The sequence below is a fragment of the Yersinia hibernica genome (assembly GCF_004124235.1).
GTDB lineage: Bacteria > Pseudomonadota > Gammaproteobacteria > Enterobacterales > Enterobacteriaceae > Yersinia > Yersinia hibernica.
Map to the genome: position 1 here is coordinate 1,198,412 of NZ_CP032487.1, position 17,204 is coordinate 1,215,615.

Below are 17,204 nucleotides of genomic sequence, written 5' to 3' on the forward strand. Positions count from 1 at the left end.
TTTTATGGTTCTGACTATCACCCGGCTACACTTCAGCCTGCGATTTTAGCCAAGCGATTTCTTCGGCCCAGATATCCGGATTGACGGTTTCCAGAATGAGCGGAATATTATCAAAACGCGGGTCGCGCATAATATAGCTAAATACTGTGTTGCCGATATTCCCTTCACCCAGGCTGTGATGGCGGTCGACACGGCTGTTAAATTCGCTTTTGGCATCATTAAGATGCATGCCGCGCAAATACTGGAAGCCGACGATTTCACCCAGCTGACGGAAAGTATGGTCACAATCGCCTTCGGTGCGTAAATCATAGCCAGCGGCAAAAGCATGGCAGGTATCAATACAAACGCCTACGCGGCTTTTATCTTCTACCCCTGCAATAATGGCGGCCAGGTGTTCAAACCGAAAACCAAGATTGCTGCCCTGACCGGCGGTGTTTTCAATTACGGCGGTCACCCCTTCAGTGGCGTCCAGCGCGATATTGATGGATTCTGCAATGCGCGCCAGACACTTATCTTCATCAATTTGCAGTAAATGGCTGCCGGGATGGAAGTTCAGTAATGACAGCCCCAGTTGCTGGCAGCGCTGTAGCTCATCGATAAAGGCTTCACGGGATTTCTCCAGCGCCTCAGTAACCGGGTGACCAAGGTTAATCAGATAGCTGTCATGGGGCAGAATTTGGGCTGAGGTATAGCCGTATTGCTCACAGGCTTGCTTAAATTTTTCAATAACATCTTCCGCTAACGGCGCGGCGCGCCATTGCCGTTGATTCTTGGTAAACAGGGCAAAGGCGGTGGCCTCAAGTTCGTGCGCCCGAATCACAGCCTGGTCTACACCACCTGCTGCGCTGACATGTGCACCGACAAATTTCATTCCATTCTCCTTTGATAACCCGCTCATTATGGCATTGATGGCGGCATGATTGAATGGGATAAACTGTGAGCAAAAAAACAGGGCCGCAGTGGCGGCCCTTACTGACAGACAATGTGAAAGGAAGAGCGCGTGCCATCGGGGGTACCACACCGGTCGCCACCCGCCCTTAACCGGCAATATGCTGCACCAGTAAGTTGATACCGGTCCCGCCGACCAGCAACCAGACAAACAGCATCAACGCCAGCAGCAGAGGTTTGACACCCGCTTGGCGGATGGAGCCTACATGAGTCGTTAAGCCCAGTGCTGCCATCGCCATCGCCAGCAAGATGGTGTCCAATGTGATTAGTTGGCTAACCCAAGCTGCTGGCAGTAAATTCAATGAGTTAAAACCGGCCATCAAGATAAATATCACCGCGAACCATGGGATGGTGATGGCACTTTTTTCCTGTTTTTCGCCACTATTTTTTACACTGCTGCGGCCCAAATAAGCCGACAATAACAGTAAGAATGGGGCCAGCATCATGACGCGGATCATTTTGGTAATGACAGCCGCATTTTCAGCATCAGGGCCAATGGCATGTCCGGCTGCTACCACCTGTGCCACTTCATGAATAGTCGAGCCGGCAAAGATACCAAAGGTTTCCTGACTAAATGGTAGCCATTGATAATGTAGATTTAGCTGATATAACCAAGGGTAGACAAAAATCGCCAGTGTTCCGAAAATCACCACTGTCGCGACGGCTACCGCCACTTTGCTGGCATCGGCTTTCAACACCGGCTCGGTCGCCATAATGGCCGCCGCCCCACAAATGCTACTGCCGGCACCAATTAACATCACGGTTTGCTGGTCAAGACCAAACACGCGTTTCCCCAGCCAGCAGGCCAATATAAAGGTTGAGCTGAGGGTTAATAGGTCAATAATCATCCCGGTTGCGCCCACGTCGGCCACTTGCTGGAAGGTGAGCCGGAAGCCATACAAAATGATGCCCAAGCGCAGTAAATGTTGTTTGGCGAGCACCACCCCGTCAGCGCAAACCGGTTGTACCCAGGGGTACAAAGTGTTGCCCACCACAATGCCGAATAGAATTGCCAGGGTCAGCGCCCCGAGCCCCATGTCGATAAACCACGGCATGTCACCGACGGTGAGCGCTAACCCAGTTATCACACCAGTCAATACCAAACCCGGAATATAGCGGAACAGAGCCGGTAGTTGTGGTCGAGAGAGTGTTTTAATATGAGAAGTCGCCATGTTTATATCCTGTGTCCTGTAAAGATTGCGTACAGTTTACCCAGCTTAGCTATAATAGATAAATTCATTATATATTTATAATCAATCTATATAAGTGGTAAGTGGCAGCAAGAGGGGGCTGAAGCATCGGTGATGCTGATTGATCAGTGGTGTAGTGGTGGCGAAAGGGGGGGGACTGGCGGCTGGCAGCACCAGAAATTAATATATATTAAAATTTATTATTCATAATTGATGCATTAAGAATAAGTTAAATGCATCTTTATCTGTGTTCCAGTGGATGCTGTGAATATAATGTTCTTGAATACGCATTAAGGAGAGATAAATATGGCTAGCAGCAAGAGTACATTGTATATCATGGTTTTTTATCATAAAAAATCCTTTTAGGATGATTAAGGTAGAATATTTCTCATTGGTGTTTATATGAAATAAATCATAATATAGTTATCAATCATGATTGTAGCGTAGAATATTAATATGAAAAAAGTTAAAGTTGAAAAATCGCTATGGTTGATTTTGATAATAGCCACAATAATTTATTTGATTGTGCCACCTTATTTGCTGGGTTACTTTTTCAAGTTATATAACTTGAATCCTTTCCATATTGCTCCATTGCCACATTTTAACCCATTTAAGAGTGAGCGCGGAATTCCATTGCGCCAAACATTCAGTTACTTGCTGGCTATCTGGCTGATTCTTAACGTGGTTATTGGTGTTATTGCCGCCATTATTTACCGTCTGTGTCGGCGCAAAAATGCCAATGAATAGCATTCTGACGGCTTAAATTCATCCCTGATAGCCTCCAGATTTTACTCAAAGATGTTAATCTTATACGGTCATTGAGGCTATATAATCCTTTCGTCAGCAATTGCGTTAGCGACTAATATACCCTTCTTACTTGAAGTTGCAGCGCGGTTAACCGTGGTGGTTCATCTGGGGCTTTGGCCGGTGTTGATACGCCGGGCTTGCTAGCTGCAACTCCAATTACTTTGGGTAAACGTTTGCTCTTCTCAGCCAGCAACTGACGAGCGGAGTGATGGTAGCGTCCTCCATTTTTCACTACAGAGACCGTTATGCACATAACCTTACGTCAACTTGAAGTCTTTACTGAGGTGCTAAAAAGCGGTTCTACGACCCAGGCATCGGTTGTGCTCGCGCTTTCACAATCGGCAGTCAGCGCAGCGTTGGCGGATTTGGAAGGGCAATTAGGCGTACAACTTTTTGATAGGGTCGGTAAGCGTTTAGTTACCAATGAACATGGGCGATTGCTTTATCCCAAAGCACTCGCGCTGCTTGAACAGGCGATTGAAATTGAACAACTTTTCTTACAAGACTTAGGCGCATTGCGCATCGCCGCCAGCAGCACTATCGGCAACTATATGTTGCCGGGTATGATTGCCAAATACCGCCGTGACTTCCCCGGTACGCCATTGGAGCTGAATATTGGTAACACTCAGGATGTGATTGAAGCGGTGGCTGATTTTCGCGGCGACCTTGGGTTGATTGAAGGGCCATGCCATATGCCCGAGTTGATGACACAAGCCTGGCTGCACGATGAACTGGTGGTGTTTGCCGCCCCGGATAATCCATTGTGCCATAAAATGCTGACATTAGAGGAACTTGCCGAGGCCGAGTGGATTTTACGTGAGCGAGGTTCGGGTACTCGCGAGGTACTGGATCACTTATTGCTGGCAAAATTGCCGCATTTTAAATTGGTCATGGAACTGGGGAATTCTGAGGCCATCAAGCGGGCGGTGCGCTATGGTATGGGCATCAGTTGTTTGTCGCGCCGGGTGATTGCCGACCAACTGGCCAGCGGTGAATTGACTGAGCTTAATATTGCGTTGCCACCGCTTATCAGGACGTTGTATCTGATTCATCATCGGCAAAAACATATCTCCAATGCGTTGCAGCGCTTTCTCAGCTATTGTCAAGAAGAGTCCTAAATCGGCGGTTGTTATCAAAGTGTATTAGCGGTATGCGCCCGTGGGTTCTAAGTGTTTTCCACCACTGAAAAGGGCTATGACGGTCAAAATAGCCCGCGAGTGTCAGTTTTTTCTGACAATTGAGCTTTTGCTAATAATTGGGCCGTTATCATGAAGGTATCTTATATCAGCGCATTGTTACTATCCGAGACGGTGGGATTTGTTACAATCCCGCCTTATTTTTTAAGGGTGAATTAGGGTAATAATGACTCAGCAAAATACTAAAATCCCAGTGCAGCAGGGTGCGCAGCGCTTACGCCGAGAACTGAAATCACGGCATTTAGCCATGATTGCTATCGGTGGCTCTATTGGTACCGGTCTATTTGTGGCCTCAGGGGCGACGGTATCTCAGGCCGGCCCAGGGGGAGCATTGCTCTCCTATGCATTGATTGGCCTGATGGTTTATTTCTTGATGACCAGCTTGGGCGAATTAGCAGCCTTTATGCCGGTGTCCGGCTCATTTTCGACTTACGGCTCAAAATATGTGGAGGAGGGCTTCGGCTTTGCTCTGGGTTGGAACTACTGGTACAACTGGGCGGTAACTATCGCCGTTGACTTGGTGGCCGCGCAATTGGTCATGAATTACTGGTTCCCCGACACCCCAGGCTGGATCTGGAGTGCTTTGTTCCTCGCCCTGATGTTTTTACTAAATTGGATATCAGTAAAAGGCTTTGGTGAGGCGGAATATTGGTTCTCTCTGATTAAAGTCACCACTGTTGTTATCTTCATCATTGTTGGTGTGATGATGATTAGCGGCATCATGAAAGGCGGCGAGAGTGCCGGGTGGCACAACTGGACCATCGGCGATGCCCCATTTGCCGGTGGTTTCTCGGCGATGATTGGGGTGGCGATGATTGTGGGCTTCTCCTTCCAAGGGACTGAGCTGATTGGTATTGCTGCCGGCGAATCAAAAGATCCGGGCAAGAATATTCCGCGCGCAGTGCGCAAGGTGTTCTGGCGTATTCTGCTGTTCTATATCTTCGCGATTCTGATTATCAGCCTGATTATTCCGTATACTGACCCAAGTCTGTTACGTAATGATGTGAAAGATATCAGTGTTAGCCCATTCACCTTGGTGTTCCAGAATGCCGGTCTGTTGTCAGCTGCCGCGGTGATGAATGCGGTTATTCTGACGGCGGTATTGTCAGCCGGTAACTCAGGGATGTATGCCTCAACCCGCATGCTGTTTACTCTGGCATCAGAGGGCAAAGCACCGCGTATTTTTGCCAAACTTTCTCAGGGCGGTGTGCCGCGCAATGCGCTGTATGCCACCACCGTGGTCGCGGGTTTGTGCTTCTTAAGCTCTATGTTTGGTAACCAAACTGTCTACTTGTGGCTGCTCAATACCTCCGGTATGACTGGCTTTATTGCCTGGTTGGGGATTGCTATCAGTCACTACCGTTTCCGTCGGGGCTATATGATGCAAGGCCGCAATTTGAACGATTTACCCTATCAGTCCGGTTTCTTCCCGCTGGGGCCTATTTTTGCCTTTATTCTGTGCTTAATCATTACATTAGGCCAAAACTATCAGGCATTCCTGCAAGACCGTATTGATTGGTATGGTGTGACGGCGACTTATATCGGTATTCCATTGTTCTTGGTTATCTGGTTTGGCTATAAGCTGAGCCGTGGCACTAAGGTTATCAAGTATAAAGACATGGAATTCCCGAAATGGCGTGATGAGAGCCAAGAAGAGCAAACAGCGAAAAAAACGGTGCTAATTTCTGACTGACACTGTGCTGCAGTAATCAAAGGGCGATAATCATATCGCCCTTTTTTATGGTAATGATCTGGTGATTATTTGAACAATATTAAGCAAATAATTTCGCTGACTTCCCGCCATTTCCCTCCTAACATCATGGGTTCGATTGACCATACTGATTAAATAATATTATAAAATAAGCGGTTACAAAAATTGATATCAAATAACTTATAGCAATCTTATTGATAAGTATTATCGTTTGCTTTATTGTTAGCGTTATATCAATACTCAGCCGTAGAAATAAATGAGTGCATCCACTGAAGCCATGACAAAAACATCTTATCAAGCTGATGCGACTGTCATGAGGCGTTATAAGAATATCGTGCGCCACCGTTTGCTCATCATTGGGGGGTTGGTATTCGCCATTTTGGGGTGTTTGTTACTGGATTTCACCCTCGGGCCATCAGGTCTGACACTGCCAGCCTTGTGGCAGACATTACTTGACCCGGCCAGTGCCGCGGCCGGTACTCGGGTTATCGTCTGGGATATCCGCTTACCCTACGCCTTGATGGCGGTGGTGATTGGTTTATCACTCGGGCTTGCGGGGGCGGAGATGCAAACCATCCTGAATAACCCGCTGGCGAGTCCTTTTACCCTTGGTGTGTCTTCCGCTGCGGCATTCGGGGCGGCACTGGCGATTGTCTTAGGAATGGGCATTCCGGGCGTGCCAGATCAGTGGGTTATTTCAGTGAATGCCTTTATTTTTGCCCTATTTGCCGCGCTGATGCTTGATGGGATCACGCGTTGGACGCGGGTTGCCACCGCGGGTGTTGTGCTGTTTGGTATTGCGTTGGTCTTTACTTTCAATGCATTGGTCTCAATGATGCAGTTCATCGCCAGCGAAGATACGCTACAAGGTCTGGTGTTCTGGACCATGGGCAGTTTGGCCCGCGCTTCATGGGGCAAATTGGGCATCATGCTGGCGGTGTTTGCCCTGCTATTGCCTTGGTCGATGATGAGTGCGTGGAAACTCACGGCGCTGCGCTTAGGTGAAGACCGGGCGATAAGTTTTGGTATTGATGTGCGGCGCTTGCGCTTGGGAACATTGTTGCGCATCAGTATGTTATCAGCATTGGCGGTGGCTTTTGTCGGCCCCATTGGATTTATTGGCTTAGTGGCTCCCCATATTGCGCGCATGATTTTTGGTGAAGACCACCGTTTTTATCTGCCGGCCAGCGCCCTGATTGGTGCACTGGTGCTGTCGATGGCGTCGATTGCCTCGAAAAACCTGATTCCGGGCGTCATCATTCCGGTCGGGATTGTCACCTCGCTGGTGGGGGTGCCATTCTTCCTCAGTATCATTTTGCGTCATAGGGGGAATGTATGACTTCCGGCTTACGTATTGAAAATTTCAATGCGGGTTACCCGAAGCGCCCGGTGATCCACAACTTGGCCGTGCCATTGCTGCCACGCGGTAAAATCACCCTATTGCTGGGGCCCAATGGCAGCGGTAAATCGACGTTATTACGCGCCATAGCAGGTTTGAACCGTGCTCAAGGGCAGCTGTGGCTAGATGGCGATGATTTGATGCAGATGCCATTTAGCCAGCGAGCCGAAAAAGTGGTGTATTTGCCGCAATCACTACCCGCGGGGGTGCATCTGCATGTTTTGGAATCAATTATCGTGGCTCAGCGGGCTTGCGGTGGGCGCAGCAACGCCAGCAGTGAAGCTGAGGTGCTGGCGTTGCTGGAACAACTGGGCATTGCCCATTTGGCACTCAGTTATCTGGATCAACTCTCCGGCGGCCAGAAGCAATTAGTGGGCTTGGCGCAGTCCCTTATTCGCCAGCCATCTTTGCTATTACTGGATGAACCGCTGAGTGCGCTTGATCTTAATTATCAATTCCATGTGATGGATTTGGTACGCAGGCAAACTCGTCAGCGCAATATTATTACCGTGATGGTCGTGCATGACATCAATATTGCCTTGCGTCATGGTGACCATGTGCTGATGTTACAAAACGGCACGCTGATTGCTGATGGTTTACCGCACGAGGTCATCACGCCGCACAGTCTGGCCAAGGTCTATGGTGTGAAAGGGCGGATTGAGCACTGTTCTCAAGGCACTGCGCAGGTATTAATTGATGGGTTGGTGGCGCAACCGGCTATTTAGACAATATTTTGATGCCTTATTCTTATTATGGCTAATATCCAGCATTGGGTGTAAAGCATCTATATGAGAAGTCACAGTGATTTATAAAATAATAATTATGCATTAAGCAGGGATTGTCGGAAGCATAATTCCTGCTTTGGTGAGCGGCGGCCAATTTTTATAAAAATAATATTTATCACCTGCCCGTCAGGCGGCATCGCTATAGGCAAAAAGAACCTGATGGAAAAGGAACTGAATAAGTTTATACCTCATGGAGAAAGTGTAATGACTTTTAGGAAATCGAATTCTGCGCTGTTAATCATCGCGGCAATTATCTCATCTCAAACATCTGCTGCTGAAACCAATACCACCACGACAGAGACTATGGTGGTAACAGCATCAGGCTTCCAGCAACGTATTCAAGATTCTGCGGCATCTATTTCCGTTGTCACCCGCGAGCAAATTGAAAATAAAGCTTACCGCGATATTACTGATGCGCTGAAAGATGTGCCGGGAGTGGTTGTCACCGGTGGCGGGAGTCACAGTGATATTAGTATTCGTGGCATGTCGGCGAAATACACTTTAATTTTGGTTGATGGCAAGCGGGTTGATACCCGCGGTACGCGGCCAAATAGTGATGGTTCGGGCATTGAGCAGGGTTGGTTGCCACCGCTGGCGGCCATTGAGCGTATCGAAGTTGTACGCGGCCCAATGTCATCTTTATATGGCTCGGACGCTATGGGCGGGGTAATTAACGTTATTACTCGTAAAGTGGGTAAAGAGTGGCACGGCACCGTACGCGCTGATGCGACATTGCAGGAAGATTCCAAGTCCGGTGATATTTACCAAACTAACGCCTATGCCTCTGGCCCATTAATTGACGGTTTACTGGGATTAAAAGTCAGCGGCCTACTTTCTCATCGTAGCGAAGACAAAATTGTTGATGGCTATAATGAGCAACGCCTAAGAAATGGCGCTGCGACATTTACGCTCACCCCGGATGATAAAAACGAATTTGATTTTGATATTGGCCATTATGTGCAAGATAGAAATTCAACCGCTGGGCGTTCATTGCCATTAAACGGTAAAAGTAGTGACGTACAATATGACCGTAATAATTATGCGATTACTCACCACGGTTATTATGATTTTGGTAACTCGACCAGTTATGTTCAACGCGATGAAACCCGTAATCCATCGCGGGAAATGAAAAGCGTCGATAATATCTTTAATAGCCAAACTTCATTCTTATTCGACAGCCACACCTTAATTCTTGGCGGCCAATATCGCTATGAAGAATTATATGATGAGGGCAACCAGTTAGCCTCTGCCAGTGACTTGACGAAACTAACCCGCTGGAGTTGGGCGCTGTTTGCTGAAGACGAATGGCAGATGACCAATGATTTCGCGCTGACCGGCGGTATCCGTATGGATCAAGACGAAAACTATGGTACCCACTGGACGCCGCGTTTATACGGTGTTTGGCATCTGGCGGAGCAATGGACATTAAAAGGCGGGGTATCCGGCGGCTACCGCTCACCTGATTTGCGCCAAGCAACCGAAAATTGGGGGCAAATCACCGGTGGTCGTGGTGATCCGGCCATTATTATTGGTAATGCCAATCTGAAACCAGAAAGAAGTCTCAGCCAGGAAATTGGTATTCTCTGGGATTCCCAAGAGGGTATGAATGCCGGTGTGACGTTATTTAACACTGATTTTAAAGATAAAATTACCGAGGTACGCCGCTGTACGGATACCACGGGTAATGCCTCCGGCCAGTGCATGATTAATGGCACCAGCTATAAATTTATCAGTGACCGCACCAACGTCGATAAAGCCATGACGCGCGGTGTGGAAGCCACTTTTGGTTGGGATATCAACAAAGACTGGTCACTGACCTCTAACTATACTTTTACTCAATCTGAGCAAAAAAGCGGGCAGTTCTCTGGCCAACCATTGAACCAGATGCCAAAACACATGCTAAATGGCACCTTGAACTGGCAAACCAGTGAGGAACTGGCCACTTGGATTCGGGCTAACTATCGCGGTAAAACCTCGGAATATCTTAACCGCACCAGCATGGGGAAAACCACGCCGTCCTACACTTTCGTTGATTTAGGCGCTAACTATCAGCTAACGAAAGAATTCCGTCTAATGGGCGGAGTTTATAACGTACTGGATAAACGAGTGGATATCGAAGTGAATGACAAAGTTCTGGATGGTCGCCGTTATATGATTGGTGCCAGTTACGATTTCTAATCACTTTCGTCCTTGAAACCAAAGGGGGGGGCTGCTCACGTACCCGAATCACTGACTGGTGTCAGCTCATCGGGATAGGTTTGCTGGCCGCCTACCTGCGATTTCAATGACTTTGGGGATGAAGCCGCAGGGGGCACCATGACGGCGGCTTTATCAGCTCAGGCCAATATCTACCACTTTTTGGAATGCTGGTCTCTGGGTCAGATGTTGATACCAATGCTGTAAATGGGGTAATTGCGGGCGCTCAATAGGCAGATTAAACCAGGCGTAAGCCAGACAGCCTAATGGGATATCGCCGAGACCAAATTTATCGCCTGAAAGATAAGGTTGTTTACTCAGGGCTTCATTTGCAATCGCCATTAATGTATTCAATTGCTCAATACCGTGGGCAATTTTGGCTTTATCCTGTAATTCCGGTGCCGTGCGCACCAGCCCGATAAACACGGCTTTAAATGGCTCTACGACACTGGATGTCGCCCAATCCATCCATTTCTCAGCCGCCGCCCGCTGCTTTGCTTCGGGTAAATAAAGTGTATTTTCACCATATTGTGCGGCTAAATAACGCACAATAGTGTTGGACTCCCATAGAATAAAATCGTCATCTTGCAGGCAAGGCACCAGGCCGTTGGGATTCAATGCGCGGTACAGCGGGTCATTTAACTTGCCATACTGGCCTCCGGCATCTATTCGCTGATAGTCAATACCCAACTCTTCCAGACACCAAAGCACTTTTTTGACATTGGTCGAATTATTTCGCCCCCACACTGTCAGCATAGCCACCCCTCTATAATACTCGTTATACCCCAAACTGCCTGAATGGTGGCGGTTTCCTTCACTCGCAGCCCTGCTGCTGAGTTAACGCCGTTGCCAATGATGGATATCCCAATCATGTAAGATGGCCAAGTCCACCAATTCAGTGCCCGGATTGATCACTGCGGCGTGATCAACATATTCCAATAGCGGTTTATCATTGATTGAATCACTGTAACCATAGCTCCGCTGGAAGTCTAATTGGGGCGATGCCAGCAGCCACTGCTTAAGCCGTTCAACTTTACCCTCGCGATAAGTCAGGATACCGTAAGTCTTACCGGTATAGCGGCTATTCTCCACTGTTACGCCAATAGACAATGCTGCATTGGCGGAGAAATACCGCGCAATGGGAGTGACCAAATGCTCGCCAGTGGCTGAGATAATCACGATGTAATCACCACGATTACGGTGCCAGTTCAGGAGCTTTCTGGCTTGCGGATAGACGCGGGGCAAAATGTCGCGCTCAATAAAGCGCTCAACCCAGCCGGCCACTTCAGCAATATGTTTTCCAACCAACGGTGACAAGGTTGATTCCATATAACAGGACATAGACAGGCTTCCCTGATAGTACTGTTTCATTAAATACTGCTCTTGTTCTGCCAGTTCGGGAGCAGCAATCCCCTCATCCACTAACCAGCGCATCCATAGGCCAGAACTGTCATCGCTTATCAGCGTTTCATCAAGATCAAACAGGGCCAAATCCATTAAGCCACCTCCAGGTAGATAACGCGGGTGAAGTGAAACTTAACAGTGTGTGTGCTGGACATCGGTAATTCCCCACCAGAATAACGGGTATCAATAGCTAAGCTAATACTTTCTACCCAAACATGGAAGTGAATACCCTGCGGCCTCACTATGGCAGAGCTGGCATCCCGGCAATGTGAATGACGTTGGGTATCATCTTTAATACTGGCTATCAGATTATCTGGATATTAAGACAAAACAATGATCAGGATAGACGGGCCCGGGCGAACTGCAATGAAAGAAATAACATAGAACGGATTGATATTGGTGTGCCGCTGAGTTTCGGTGTTAATTATTTATATCGTTTAGATATAGATTGTTAAGTATCTAGTCGAGAACGCTCTTAAAACGCGCCTTAATGGCTAAAACGCTCTCAATAATTGGTGTTGCAGGAAAGCTGCCAGTAAATGAAAGCCGCTACCATTGCAGTATGACGGGAATTAAGGCCAAAGAGAGAGTGTTGTCGACTGCCTGCTTTCACCCCACAGCTCAGGAGCTAAATATGCTAATTATTCGTTTGTATGGTTGTCCAGTTTTCATTGGTTCTGAGCAAAAAAAGCCACCAACGGAATCTTCTGGAGTGAAACATGAGCCACCAAAACTTAAGCAATCAATCACCGGTTAATGCAGATACATTACCTTTATTGGACCTTTCATTGCTGAAAGGCACTGATGAGGAACGTCAGGAATTTCTCGTCGCCTTACGCCATGCTGCCAGAGATATTGGATTCTTTTATCTGACCGGACATGGTATTGACCCCGCGTTATTACAACAAATCCAAACCTTATCCCGTGAATTCTTTGCTCTGCCTGATGACGAGAAGCTGGCCGTTGCCATGGTGCGCTCCCCGCATTTTCGTGGTTACAACCACGCGGCTTCGGAACTCACACGCGGTCAACCCGATTGGCGTGAACAGTTTGATATCGGCGCTGAGCGCACGCCATTGCCACTGACCCCCGACACGCCAAGTTGGGCCAGACTGCAAGGCCCAAACCAGTGGCCAGCAGCGCTGCCTGAATTAAAACCGACATTATTGCAATGGCAGCGCGAGATGACCGGCATGGCACTGCGCTTACTGCGCGCCTTTGCGTTGGCATTAAATTTGGATGAAAACGCATTCGATGAGTTATATGGCGATAAGCCCAACGAACATATCAAATTGATTCGCTACCCGGGGCGCGAAACCACCCAAAGTGGGCAGGGGGTGGGGGCGCATAAAGACTCCGGTTTCCTCAGTTTCTTGCTGCAAGACCAGCAACGTGGTTTACAAGTTGAGGTGGAAGAGGGGCGCTGGATTGATGCGGTGCCCCGGCCAGACACTTTTGTGGTCAATATCGGTGAACTGCTGGAGCTGGCCAGCAATGGCTATTTGCGCGCCACGGTGCATCGGGTGGAAACCCCACCGGCGGGAACTGACCGTCTGTCTATCGCCTTTTTCCTCGGCGCGCGCCTCGATGCGGTGGTGCCCTTGTATCAACTGCCGGTTGCTCTGGCGGCAAAAGCGCGTGGGCCGGCCAGTGACCCGGACAATCCCTTGTTCCGCGATGTGGGGCTTAATTATCTCAAAGGGCGCTTGCGCTCTCACCCGGATGTTGCTGAGCGCTATTACCCCGAGCAAATTGCACCTTTGGCAGTCGCCGCTCCGGTCAGTTCAACTTATTGATATTAAATTATAAAAACTTATTTTTGGGATGATAATGATGAAAAATACCATGATGATTAAAACCGGTGTTTCTGGCTTGGTGCGTACCGCATTGCTGACCGCCTTGACAGCGACTTTTACCTTATCGGCGCAAGCCGCCGAGGCACTGCGAGTCGCCGCAGACCCGATTCCACATGCGGAAATTCTGCAATTTGTCCAAAAGTTGGACCCGTCATTGAATCTGCAAGTCATTGAAATCACTAATGGCGTCAACTCCAATGAGCTGTTAGCCCATGGTGATGTGGATGCCAATTACTTCCAGCATGTGCCTTATCTGCACTCTCAAGAACAAGCCTTGGGGCAGAAGTTTGCGGTTGCTGCCACGGTACATATTGAGCCTCTGGGGGTCTATTCCCATAAACATAAAACCTTTGCTGAAGTGCCGGACAAGGGCACTGTCGCGGTACCCAATAATGTCACTAACCTCAGCCGGGCGCTCTATTTATTGCAAGATCAAGGACTGATTACTTTGAAGCCGGGCTTTACTGATCCGGCGAAAAATCAAGCCACCCCCAAGGATATCGCCAGCAACCCCAAACACTTGAAAATATTGGAAATTGAATCACCGCAGATCCCACGTTCACTGGACGATGTGGATTTAGCCGTTATCAATGGTAACTATGCATTAGAAGCGGGCTTGAACCCGGCCAAAGATGCTTTAGGGCTGGAGAAAGCCGTGGGTAATCCATACGCCAATATTCTGGTGACCACCCCTGCACTGGAAAATGACCCGCGTATCAAACAGTTGGCGAAAGATTTGCAGTCACCAGAAGTGGCGAAATTTATCACTGAAAAATATGCCGGTTCGGTGATCCCAGTGGCAGGCATTAAATCATGATTAGCATCGAACGCCTGAGTAAAACCTATCCCCAGGGGGGGCTGCCGATGGTGGCCCTGGCGGAGGTTTCTCTGACGATTCCGACGGGCTCGGTGTTCGGTATCATTGGCCGCAGCGGGGCGGGGAAAAGCACCTTAATCCGCTGTCTGAATTTACTGGAACGGCCCACTTCGGGCCGTATTCAAGTCGATGGGCGCGAGTTAACCACACTTTCAGATAGTGAATTGCGCCTGCAACGGCAGAATATCGGTATGATTTTCCAGAATTTCCACTTACTTCATTCGCGTAATGTATGGGACAACATTGCTGTTGGGCTAGAAATTATTGGTATGCCGAAACCCCAACGGCAAAAGCGGGTTGCGGAGTTATTAGATTTAGTCGGGTTGAATGATAAAGCCTCTGCTTTCCCCTCGCAGTTATCGGGGGGGCAAAAACAGCGGGTCGGTATCGCCAGGGCGCTGGCAGCCAAACCCTCTTATTTGTTATCCGATGAAGCTACCAGTGCATTGGATCCGGAAACCACCGCCTCGATATTGGCGCTGCTCAGTGATATTAATCGCCAGCTGGGGTTAACTATCGTGTTGATTACCCATGAGTTAGATGTCGTGAAGTCCATCTGCGATACCGCCGCCTTACTTGAACATGGCCGGGTGGTCGAAACCGGTGCAATAGCCGATTTACTGTCTTCACCTCATTCCCGTCTGGGGCGCTCGTTGTTGCCCGCACGTGGCCCGGCATCATTGTCTGGCACGCCGGTGGCGGAATTGACTTTCTTTGATACGGTATCGGCCTCGCCGGTGCTGAGCGAATTAGCACAGCAGCACGCCGTCGGGGTCACCTTGCTGGGGGGCGGTGTTGAATCTATCGGCGGTCAACGTGTCGGGCGCTTGCAAGTTGATTTCAGCCACCCAGACGGCGGGTTGAATTTAGCCGAAGTTTTACAATTTTTGAATGAACGTGGGGTGAGGGCTGAACTGATATGAGCAGCGGGATGAGTTGGCAGGATCTGCTAGCGTTAGTGGTCAATGCGACCGGTGAAACTATCTATATGGTTGTTATAGCAACATTTTTCACTATATTAATTGGTCTGCCACTGGGGGTTTTATTATTTGTCTCACGCCCTACTGGGGTGCTACCGGCCCCTCGGGTGAATACATTGCTCGGCGCGATTGTGAATTTGGGGCGCTCGATGCCATTTGTCGTCTTGCTTATTGCACTGATCCCCATCACCCGCTGGATAATCGGCACCACACTGGGGAGCACGGCGGCCATCGTGCCCATCACCTTAGGTGCCATTCCATTTTTTGCCCGAGTGGTGGAAGCTGCGTTGGATGAAGTTGATAAAGGGCGGATTGAGGCCATTTTATCCATGGGCGGCTCGGCACGGCATGTGATTCAAAAAGTGTTACTGCCAGAAGCTTTACCGGCTTTATTAGCTGGAGTGACCTTGACTGTGGTGATGCTGGTGGGGTTCTCATCCATGGCCGGTGTGATTGGCGGTGGCGGTTTGGGAGACTTGGCTATTCGTTATGGTTATCAGCGATTTAATAATGAGGTTATGGTCGCAACCTTAGTTGTTTTGGTGATTCTAGTGCAGGGAGTACAAAGCCTGGGGGATAAGTGGGTCAGGTCGCTGGCACACCGGCGCTAAAATGTGTGGCGCGATAATGACCTGGTAGCATTGAAGCGACAGGCATGATATTCACTCCTGTCGCCTCAATTGGTAAAGAGGCCGCAATAAGATAATTAGCCGTTTAATGCTTGGGCCAAGTCCGCAATCAAATCTTCGGTATCCTCAATCCCGACGGATAAACGCAATAGCTGCGGGGTAATCCCGTGTTTTAGCCGGGTCTCCAATGGGATTGATGCATGGGTCATGCTGTAGGGTTGGCTAATTAAGCTTTCGACACCGCCGAGGCTTTCGGCCAGAGTAAATAAATGTGAGCGCTTAATGACGGCACGAGCGAACTCATCATCCCCTTTCAATCGCACTGAAATCATCCCGCCAAAACCGGCCATCTGCTTGGCGGCCAGCGCATGCTGTGGATGGCTTTTCAGCCCCGGATAATAGACATTTTCCACTTGCGGCTGTTGTTCAAGCCATGCGGCGATACGCTGCGCACTGTGATTATGCCGCGCCATACGCAGCGCCAAAGTGCGCAAACCGCGCAATGTCAAAAAGCTGCTGAAAGGGTCTAAAATCCCGCCGACAGCATTGTGTAAAAAGCCCAATTGTTCTGCCAGTTCAGGATTGTTCCCCACAGCGGCGACCCCGGCGACAACATCAGAGTGACCATTAAGGTATTTGGTGGCTGAATGCACCACAATATCAAACCCCAAGTCCAGCGGGCGCTGAATATAAGGTGAGGCAAAGGTATTGTCTGCCACCGAGATCAACTGATGTTGCTTGGCAATGGCAGCAATGGCGGCCAAATCAGCCAGTTTTAACAATGGGTTAGTTGGCGTTTCCACCCAAATCATTTTGGTCTCAGGTAGAATGGCTTGCTCCAGCGCGGCGCTATCTGCCGGAGAGACATAAGTGACGCGCAAGCCCGCAGTGCGGCTGCGCACTTTCTCCAGCAGACGATAGGTTCCGCCGTATAAATCATCCACGGCAATGATGTGGCTGCCTTGATCCAGCAGTTCCAGCACCGTTGAGCAAGCAGCCAGGCCGGAGGCAAAAGCATAACCCCGAATGCCGCCCTCTAATTCTGCAATCGCTTTTTCCAATGCGGCCCGTGTGGGGTTACCACTGCGGGAATACTCATAGCCGGTGTGCTCGCCAGGGGCGGGCTGGGCAAAGGTGGAGGTTGCATAAATGGCGGGCATCACTGCACCCGTGCTATCTGGGGTATAACCGGCATGGACGGTTAGGGTATCGAATTTTGCCATGAT

The 17,204-nt window shown here is 49.1% G+C and carries 16 protein-coding genes; 11 read left to right on the forward strand and 5 right to left on the reverse strand.

Annotation, left to right across the window (positions count from 1 at the left end; translation table 11 throughout):
- Positions 1-25: 25 nt before the first annotated feature.
- Both nfo and D5F51_RS05640 read right to left on the reverse strand, forming a co-directional pair.
- Positions 26-871 (reverse strand): deoxyribonuclease IV, encoded by an 846-nt coding sequence (gene nfo, locus D5F51_RS05635; RefSeq protein WP_129195842.1) that lies wholly within the window; start codon positions 869-871, stop codon positions 26-28.
- Between the two features lie 166 nt (positions 872-1,037).
- Positions 1,038-2,120 (reverse strand): YeiH family protein, encoded by a 1,083-nt coding sequence (locus D5F51_RS05640; protein WP_087768498.1) that lies wholly within the window; start codon positions 2,118-2,120, stop codon positions 1,038-1,040.
- Between the two features lie 474 nt (positions 2,121-2,594).
- On the opposite strand from D5F51_RS05640, the gene D5F51_RS05645 reads away from it, so the two are divergent.
- The 6 genes from D5F51_RS05645 to D5F51_RS05670 all read left to right on the forward strand — a co-directional run bounded on the left by D5F51_RS05645 (position 2,595) and on the right by D5F51_RS05670 (position 10,214).
- On the forward strand, positions 2,595-2,885 hold the full coding sequence (locus D5F51_RS05645) for a hypothetical protein (protein WP_025378847.1): 291 nt from the start codon (positions 2,595-2,597) through the stop codon (positions 2,883-2,885).
- A 305-nt stretch (positions 2,886-3,190) separates the two neighbouring features.
- Entirely contained in the window at positions 3,191-4,063 is an 873-nt protein-coding gene (yieE, locus tag D5F51_RS05650) for a DNA-binding transcriptional regulator YeiE (protein WP_129195843.1), read from the forward strand.
- A 244-nt stretch (positions 4,064-4,307) separates the two neighbouring features.
- On the forward strand, positions 4,308-5,834 hold the full coding sequence (locus D5F51_RS05655) for an amino acid permease (RefSeq protein ID WP_129195844.1): 1,527 nt from the start codon (positions 4,308-4,310) through the stop codon (positions 5,832-5,834).
- A 274-nt stretch (positions 5,835-6,108) separates the two neighbouring features.
- A complete protein-coding gene (locus tag D5F51_RS05660; protein ID WP_129195845.1) occupies positions 6,109-7,191 on the forward strand; it encodes a FecCD family ABC transporter permease in 1,083 nt (360 codons plus the stop codon).
- On the forward strand, positions 7,188-7,976 hold the full coding sequence (locus D5F51_RS05665; protein ID WP_025378843.1) for an ABC transporter ATP-binding protein: 789 nt from the start codon (positions 7,188-7,190) through the stop codon (positions 7,974-7,976). Before D5F51_RS05660 ends, D5F51_RS05665 begins: the two co-directional genes overlap by 4 nt.
- Before the next feature lie 264 nt (positions 7,977-8,240).
- Positions 8,241-10,214, forward strand: a complete 1,974-nt coding sequence (locus D5F51_RS05670) for a ligand-gated channel protein (protein WP_129195846.1) — start codon at positions 8,241-8,243, stop codon at positions 10,212-10,214.
- 153 nt (positions 10,215-10,367) lie between these two features.
- On the opposite strand, the gene D5F51_RS05675 is transcribed toward D5F51_RS05670, so the two are convergent.
- On the reverse strand, positions 10,368-10,988 hold the full coding sequence (locus D5F51_RS05675) for a glutathione S-transferase family protein (RefSeq protein ID WP_129195847.1): 621 nt from the start codon (positions 10,986-10,988) through the stop codon (positions 10,368-10,370).
- 81 nt (positions 10,989-11,069) lie between these two features.
- Positions 11,070-11,729: an HAD family hydrolase gene (locus tag D5F51_RS05680; protein WP_025378841.1), complete on the reverse strand. Its 660-nt coding sequence runs from the start codon at positions 11,727-11,729 to the stop codon at positions 11,070-11,072.
- Between the two features lie 397 nt (positions 11,730-12,126).
- On the opposite strand from D5F51_RS05680, the gene D5F51_RS05690 reads away from it, so the two are divergent.
- The 5 genes from D5F51_RS05690 to D5F51_RS05710 are packed head-to-tail and all read left to right on the forward strand — an operon-like array spanning position 12,127 to position 15,960.
- On the forward strand, positions 12,127-12,393 hold the full coding sequence (locus D5F51_RS05690) for a hypothetical protein (RefSeq protein WP_129195848.1): 267 nt from the start codon (positions 12,127-12,129) through the stop codon (positions 12,391-12,393).
- Positions 12,356-13,432: an isopenicillin N synthase family dioxygenase gene (locus D5F51_RS05695; protein WP_162301694.1), complete on the forward strand. Its 1,077-nt coding sequence runs from the start codon at positions 12,356-12,358 to the stop codon at positions 13,430-13,432. Before D5F51_RS05690 ends, D5F51_RS05695 begins: the two co-directional genes overlap by 38 nt.
- A 52-nt stretch (positions 13,433-13,484) precedes the next feature.
- Entirely contained in the window at positions 13,485-14,309 is an 825-nt protein-coding gene (locus D5F51_RS05700; RefSeq protein ID WP_129199210.1) for a MetQ/NlpA family ABC transporter substrate-binding protein, read from the forward strand.
- On the forward strand, positions 14,306-15,292 hold the full coding sequence (locus tag D5F51_RS05705) for a methionine ABC transporter ATP-binding protein (protein ID WP_025378837.1): 987 nt from the start codon (positions 14,306-14,308) through the stop codon (positions 15,290-15,292). The genes D5F51_RS05700 and D5F51_RS05705 overlap by 4 nt, the downstream gene beginning before the upstream one ends.
- Positions 15,289-15,960 (forward strand): methionine ABC transporter permease, encoded by a 672-nt coding sequence (locus tag D5F51_RS05710; protein WP_129195849.1) that lies wholly within the window; start codon positions 15,289-15,291, stop codon positions 15,958-15,960. The genes D5F51_RS05705 and D5F51_RS05710 overlap by 4 nt, the downstream gene beginning before the upstream one ends.
- A gap of 95 nt (positions 15,961-16,055) precedes the next feature.
- On the opposite strand, the gene D5F51_RS05715 is transcribed toward D5F51_RS05710, so the two are convergent.
- Positions 16,056-17,201: a trans-sulfuration enzyme family protein gene (locus D5F51_RS05715; RefSeq protein ID WP_025378835.1), complete on the reverse strand. Its 1,146-nt coding sequence runs from the start codon at positions 17,199-17,201 to the stop codon at positions 16,056-16,058.
- Positions 17,202-17,204 lie beyond the last annotated feature (3 nt).

Bases quoted from the DNA above. Each gene is read 5' to 3' on its own strand.
- nfo (WP_129195842.1), bottom strand. From the start codon at position 871: ATGAAATTTGTCGGTGCACATGTCAGCGCAGCAGGTGGTGTAGACCAG.
- D5F51_RS05640 (WP_087768498.1), bottom strand. From the start codon at position 2,120: ATGGCGACTTCTCATATTAAAACACTCTCTCGACCACAACTACCGGCT.
- D5F51_RS05645 (WP_025378847.1), top strand. From the start codon at position 2,595: ATGAAAAAAGTTAAAGTTGAAAAATCGCTATGGTTGATTTTGATAATA.
- yieE (WP_129195843.1), top strand. From the start codon at position 3,191: ATGCACATAACCTTACGTCAACTTGAAGTCTTTACTGAGGTGCTAAAA.
- D5F51_RS05655 (WP_129195844.1), top strand. From the start codon at position 4,308: ATGACTCAGCAAAATACTAAAATCCCAGTGCAGCAGGGTGCGCAGCGC.
- D5F51_RS05660 (WP_129195845.1), top strand. From the start codon at position 6,109: ATGAGTGCATCCACTGAAGCCATGACAAAAACATCTTATCAAGCTGAT.
- D5F51_RS05665 (WP_025378843.1), top strand. From the start codon at position 7,188: ATGACTTCCGGCTTACGTATTGAAAATTTCAATGCGGGTTACCCGAAG.
- D5F51_RS05670 (WP_129195846.1), top strand. From the start codon at position 8,241: ATGACTTTTAGGAAATCGAATTCTGCGCTGTTAATCATCGCGGCAATT.
- D5F51_RS05675 (WP_129195847.1), bottom strand. From the start codon at position 10,988: ATGCTGACAGTGTGGGGGCGAAATAATTCGACCAATGTCAAAAAAGTG.
- D5F51_RS05680 (WP_025378841.1), bottom strand. From the start codon at position 11,729: ATGGATTTGGCCCTGTTTGATCTTGATGAAACGCTGATAAGCGATGAC.
- D5F51_RS05690 (WP_129195848.1), top strand. From the start codon at position 12,127: ATGGCTAAAACGCTCTCAATAATTGGTGTTGCAGGAAAGCTGCCAGTA.
- D5F51_RS05695 (WP_162301694.1), top strand. From the start codon at position 12,356: ATGAGCCACCAAAACTTAAGCAATCAATCACCGGTTAATGCAGATACA.
- D5F51_RS05700 (WP_129199210.1), top strand. From the start codon at position 13,485: ATGATTAAAACCGGTGTTTCTGGCTTGGTGCGTACCGCATTGCTGACC.
- D5F51_RS05705 (WP_025378837.1), top strand. From the start codon at position 14,306: ATGATTAGCATCGAACGCCTGAGTAAAACCTATCCCCAGGGGGGGCTG.
- D5F51_RS05710 (WP_129195849.1), top strand. From the start codon at position 15,289: ATGAGCAGCGGGATGAGTTGGCAGGATCTGCTAGCGTTAGTGGTCAAT.
- D5F51_RS05715 (WP_025378835.1), bottom strand. From the start codon at position 17,201: ATGGCAAAATTCGATACCCTAACCGTCCATGCCGGTTATACCCCAGAT.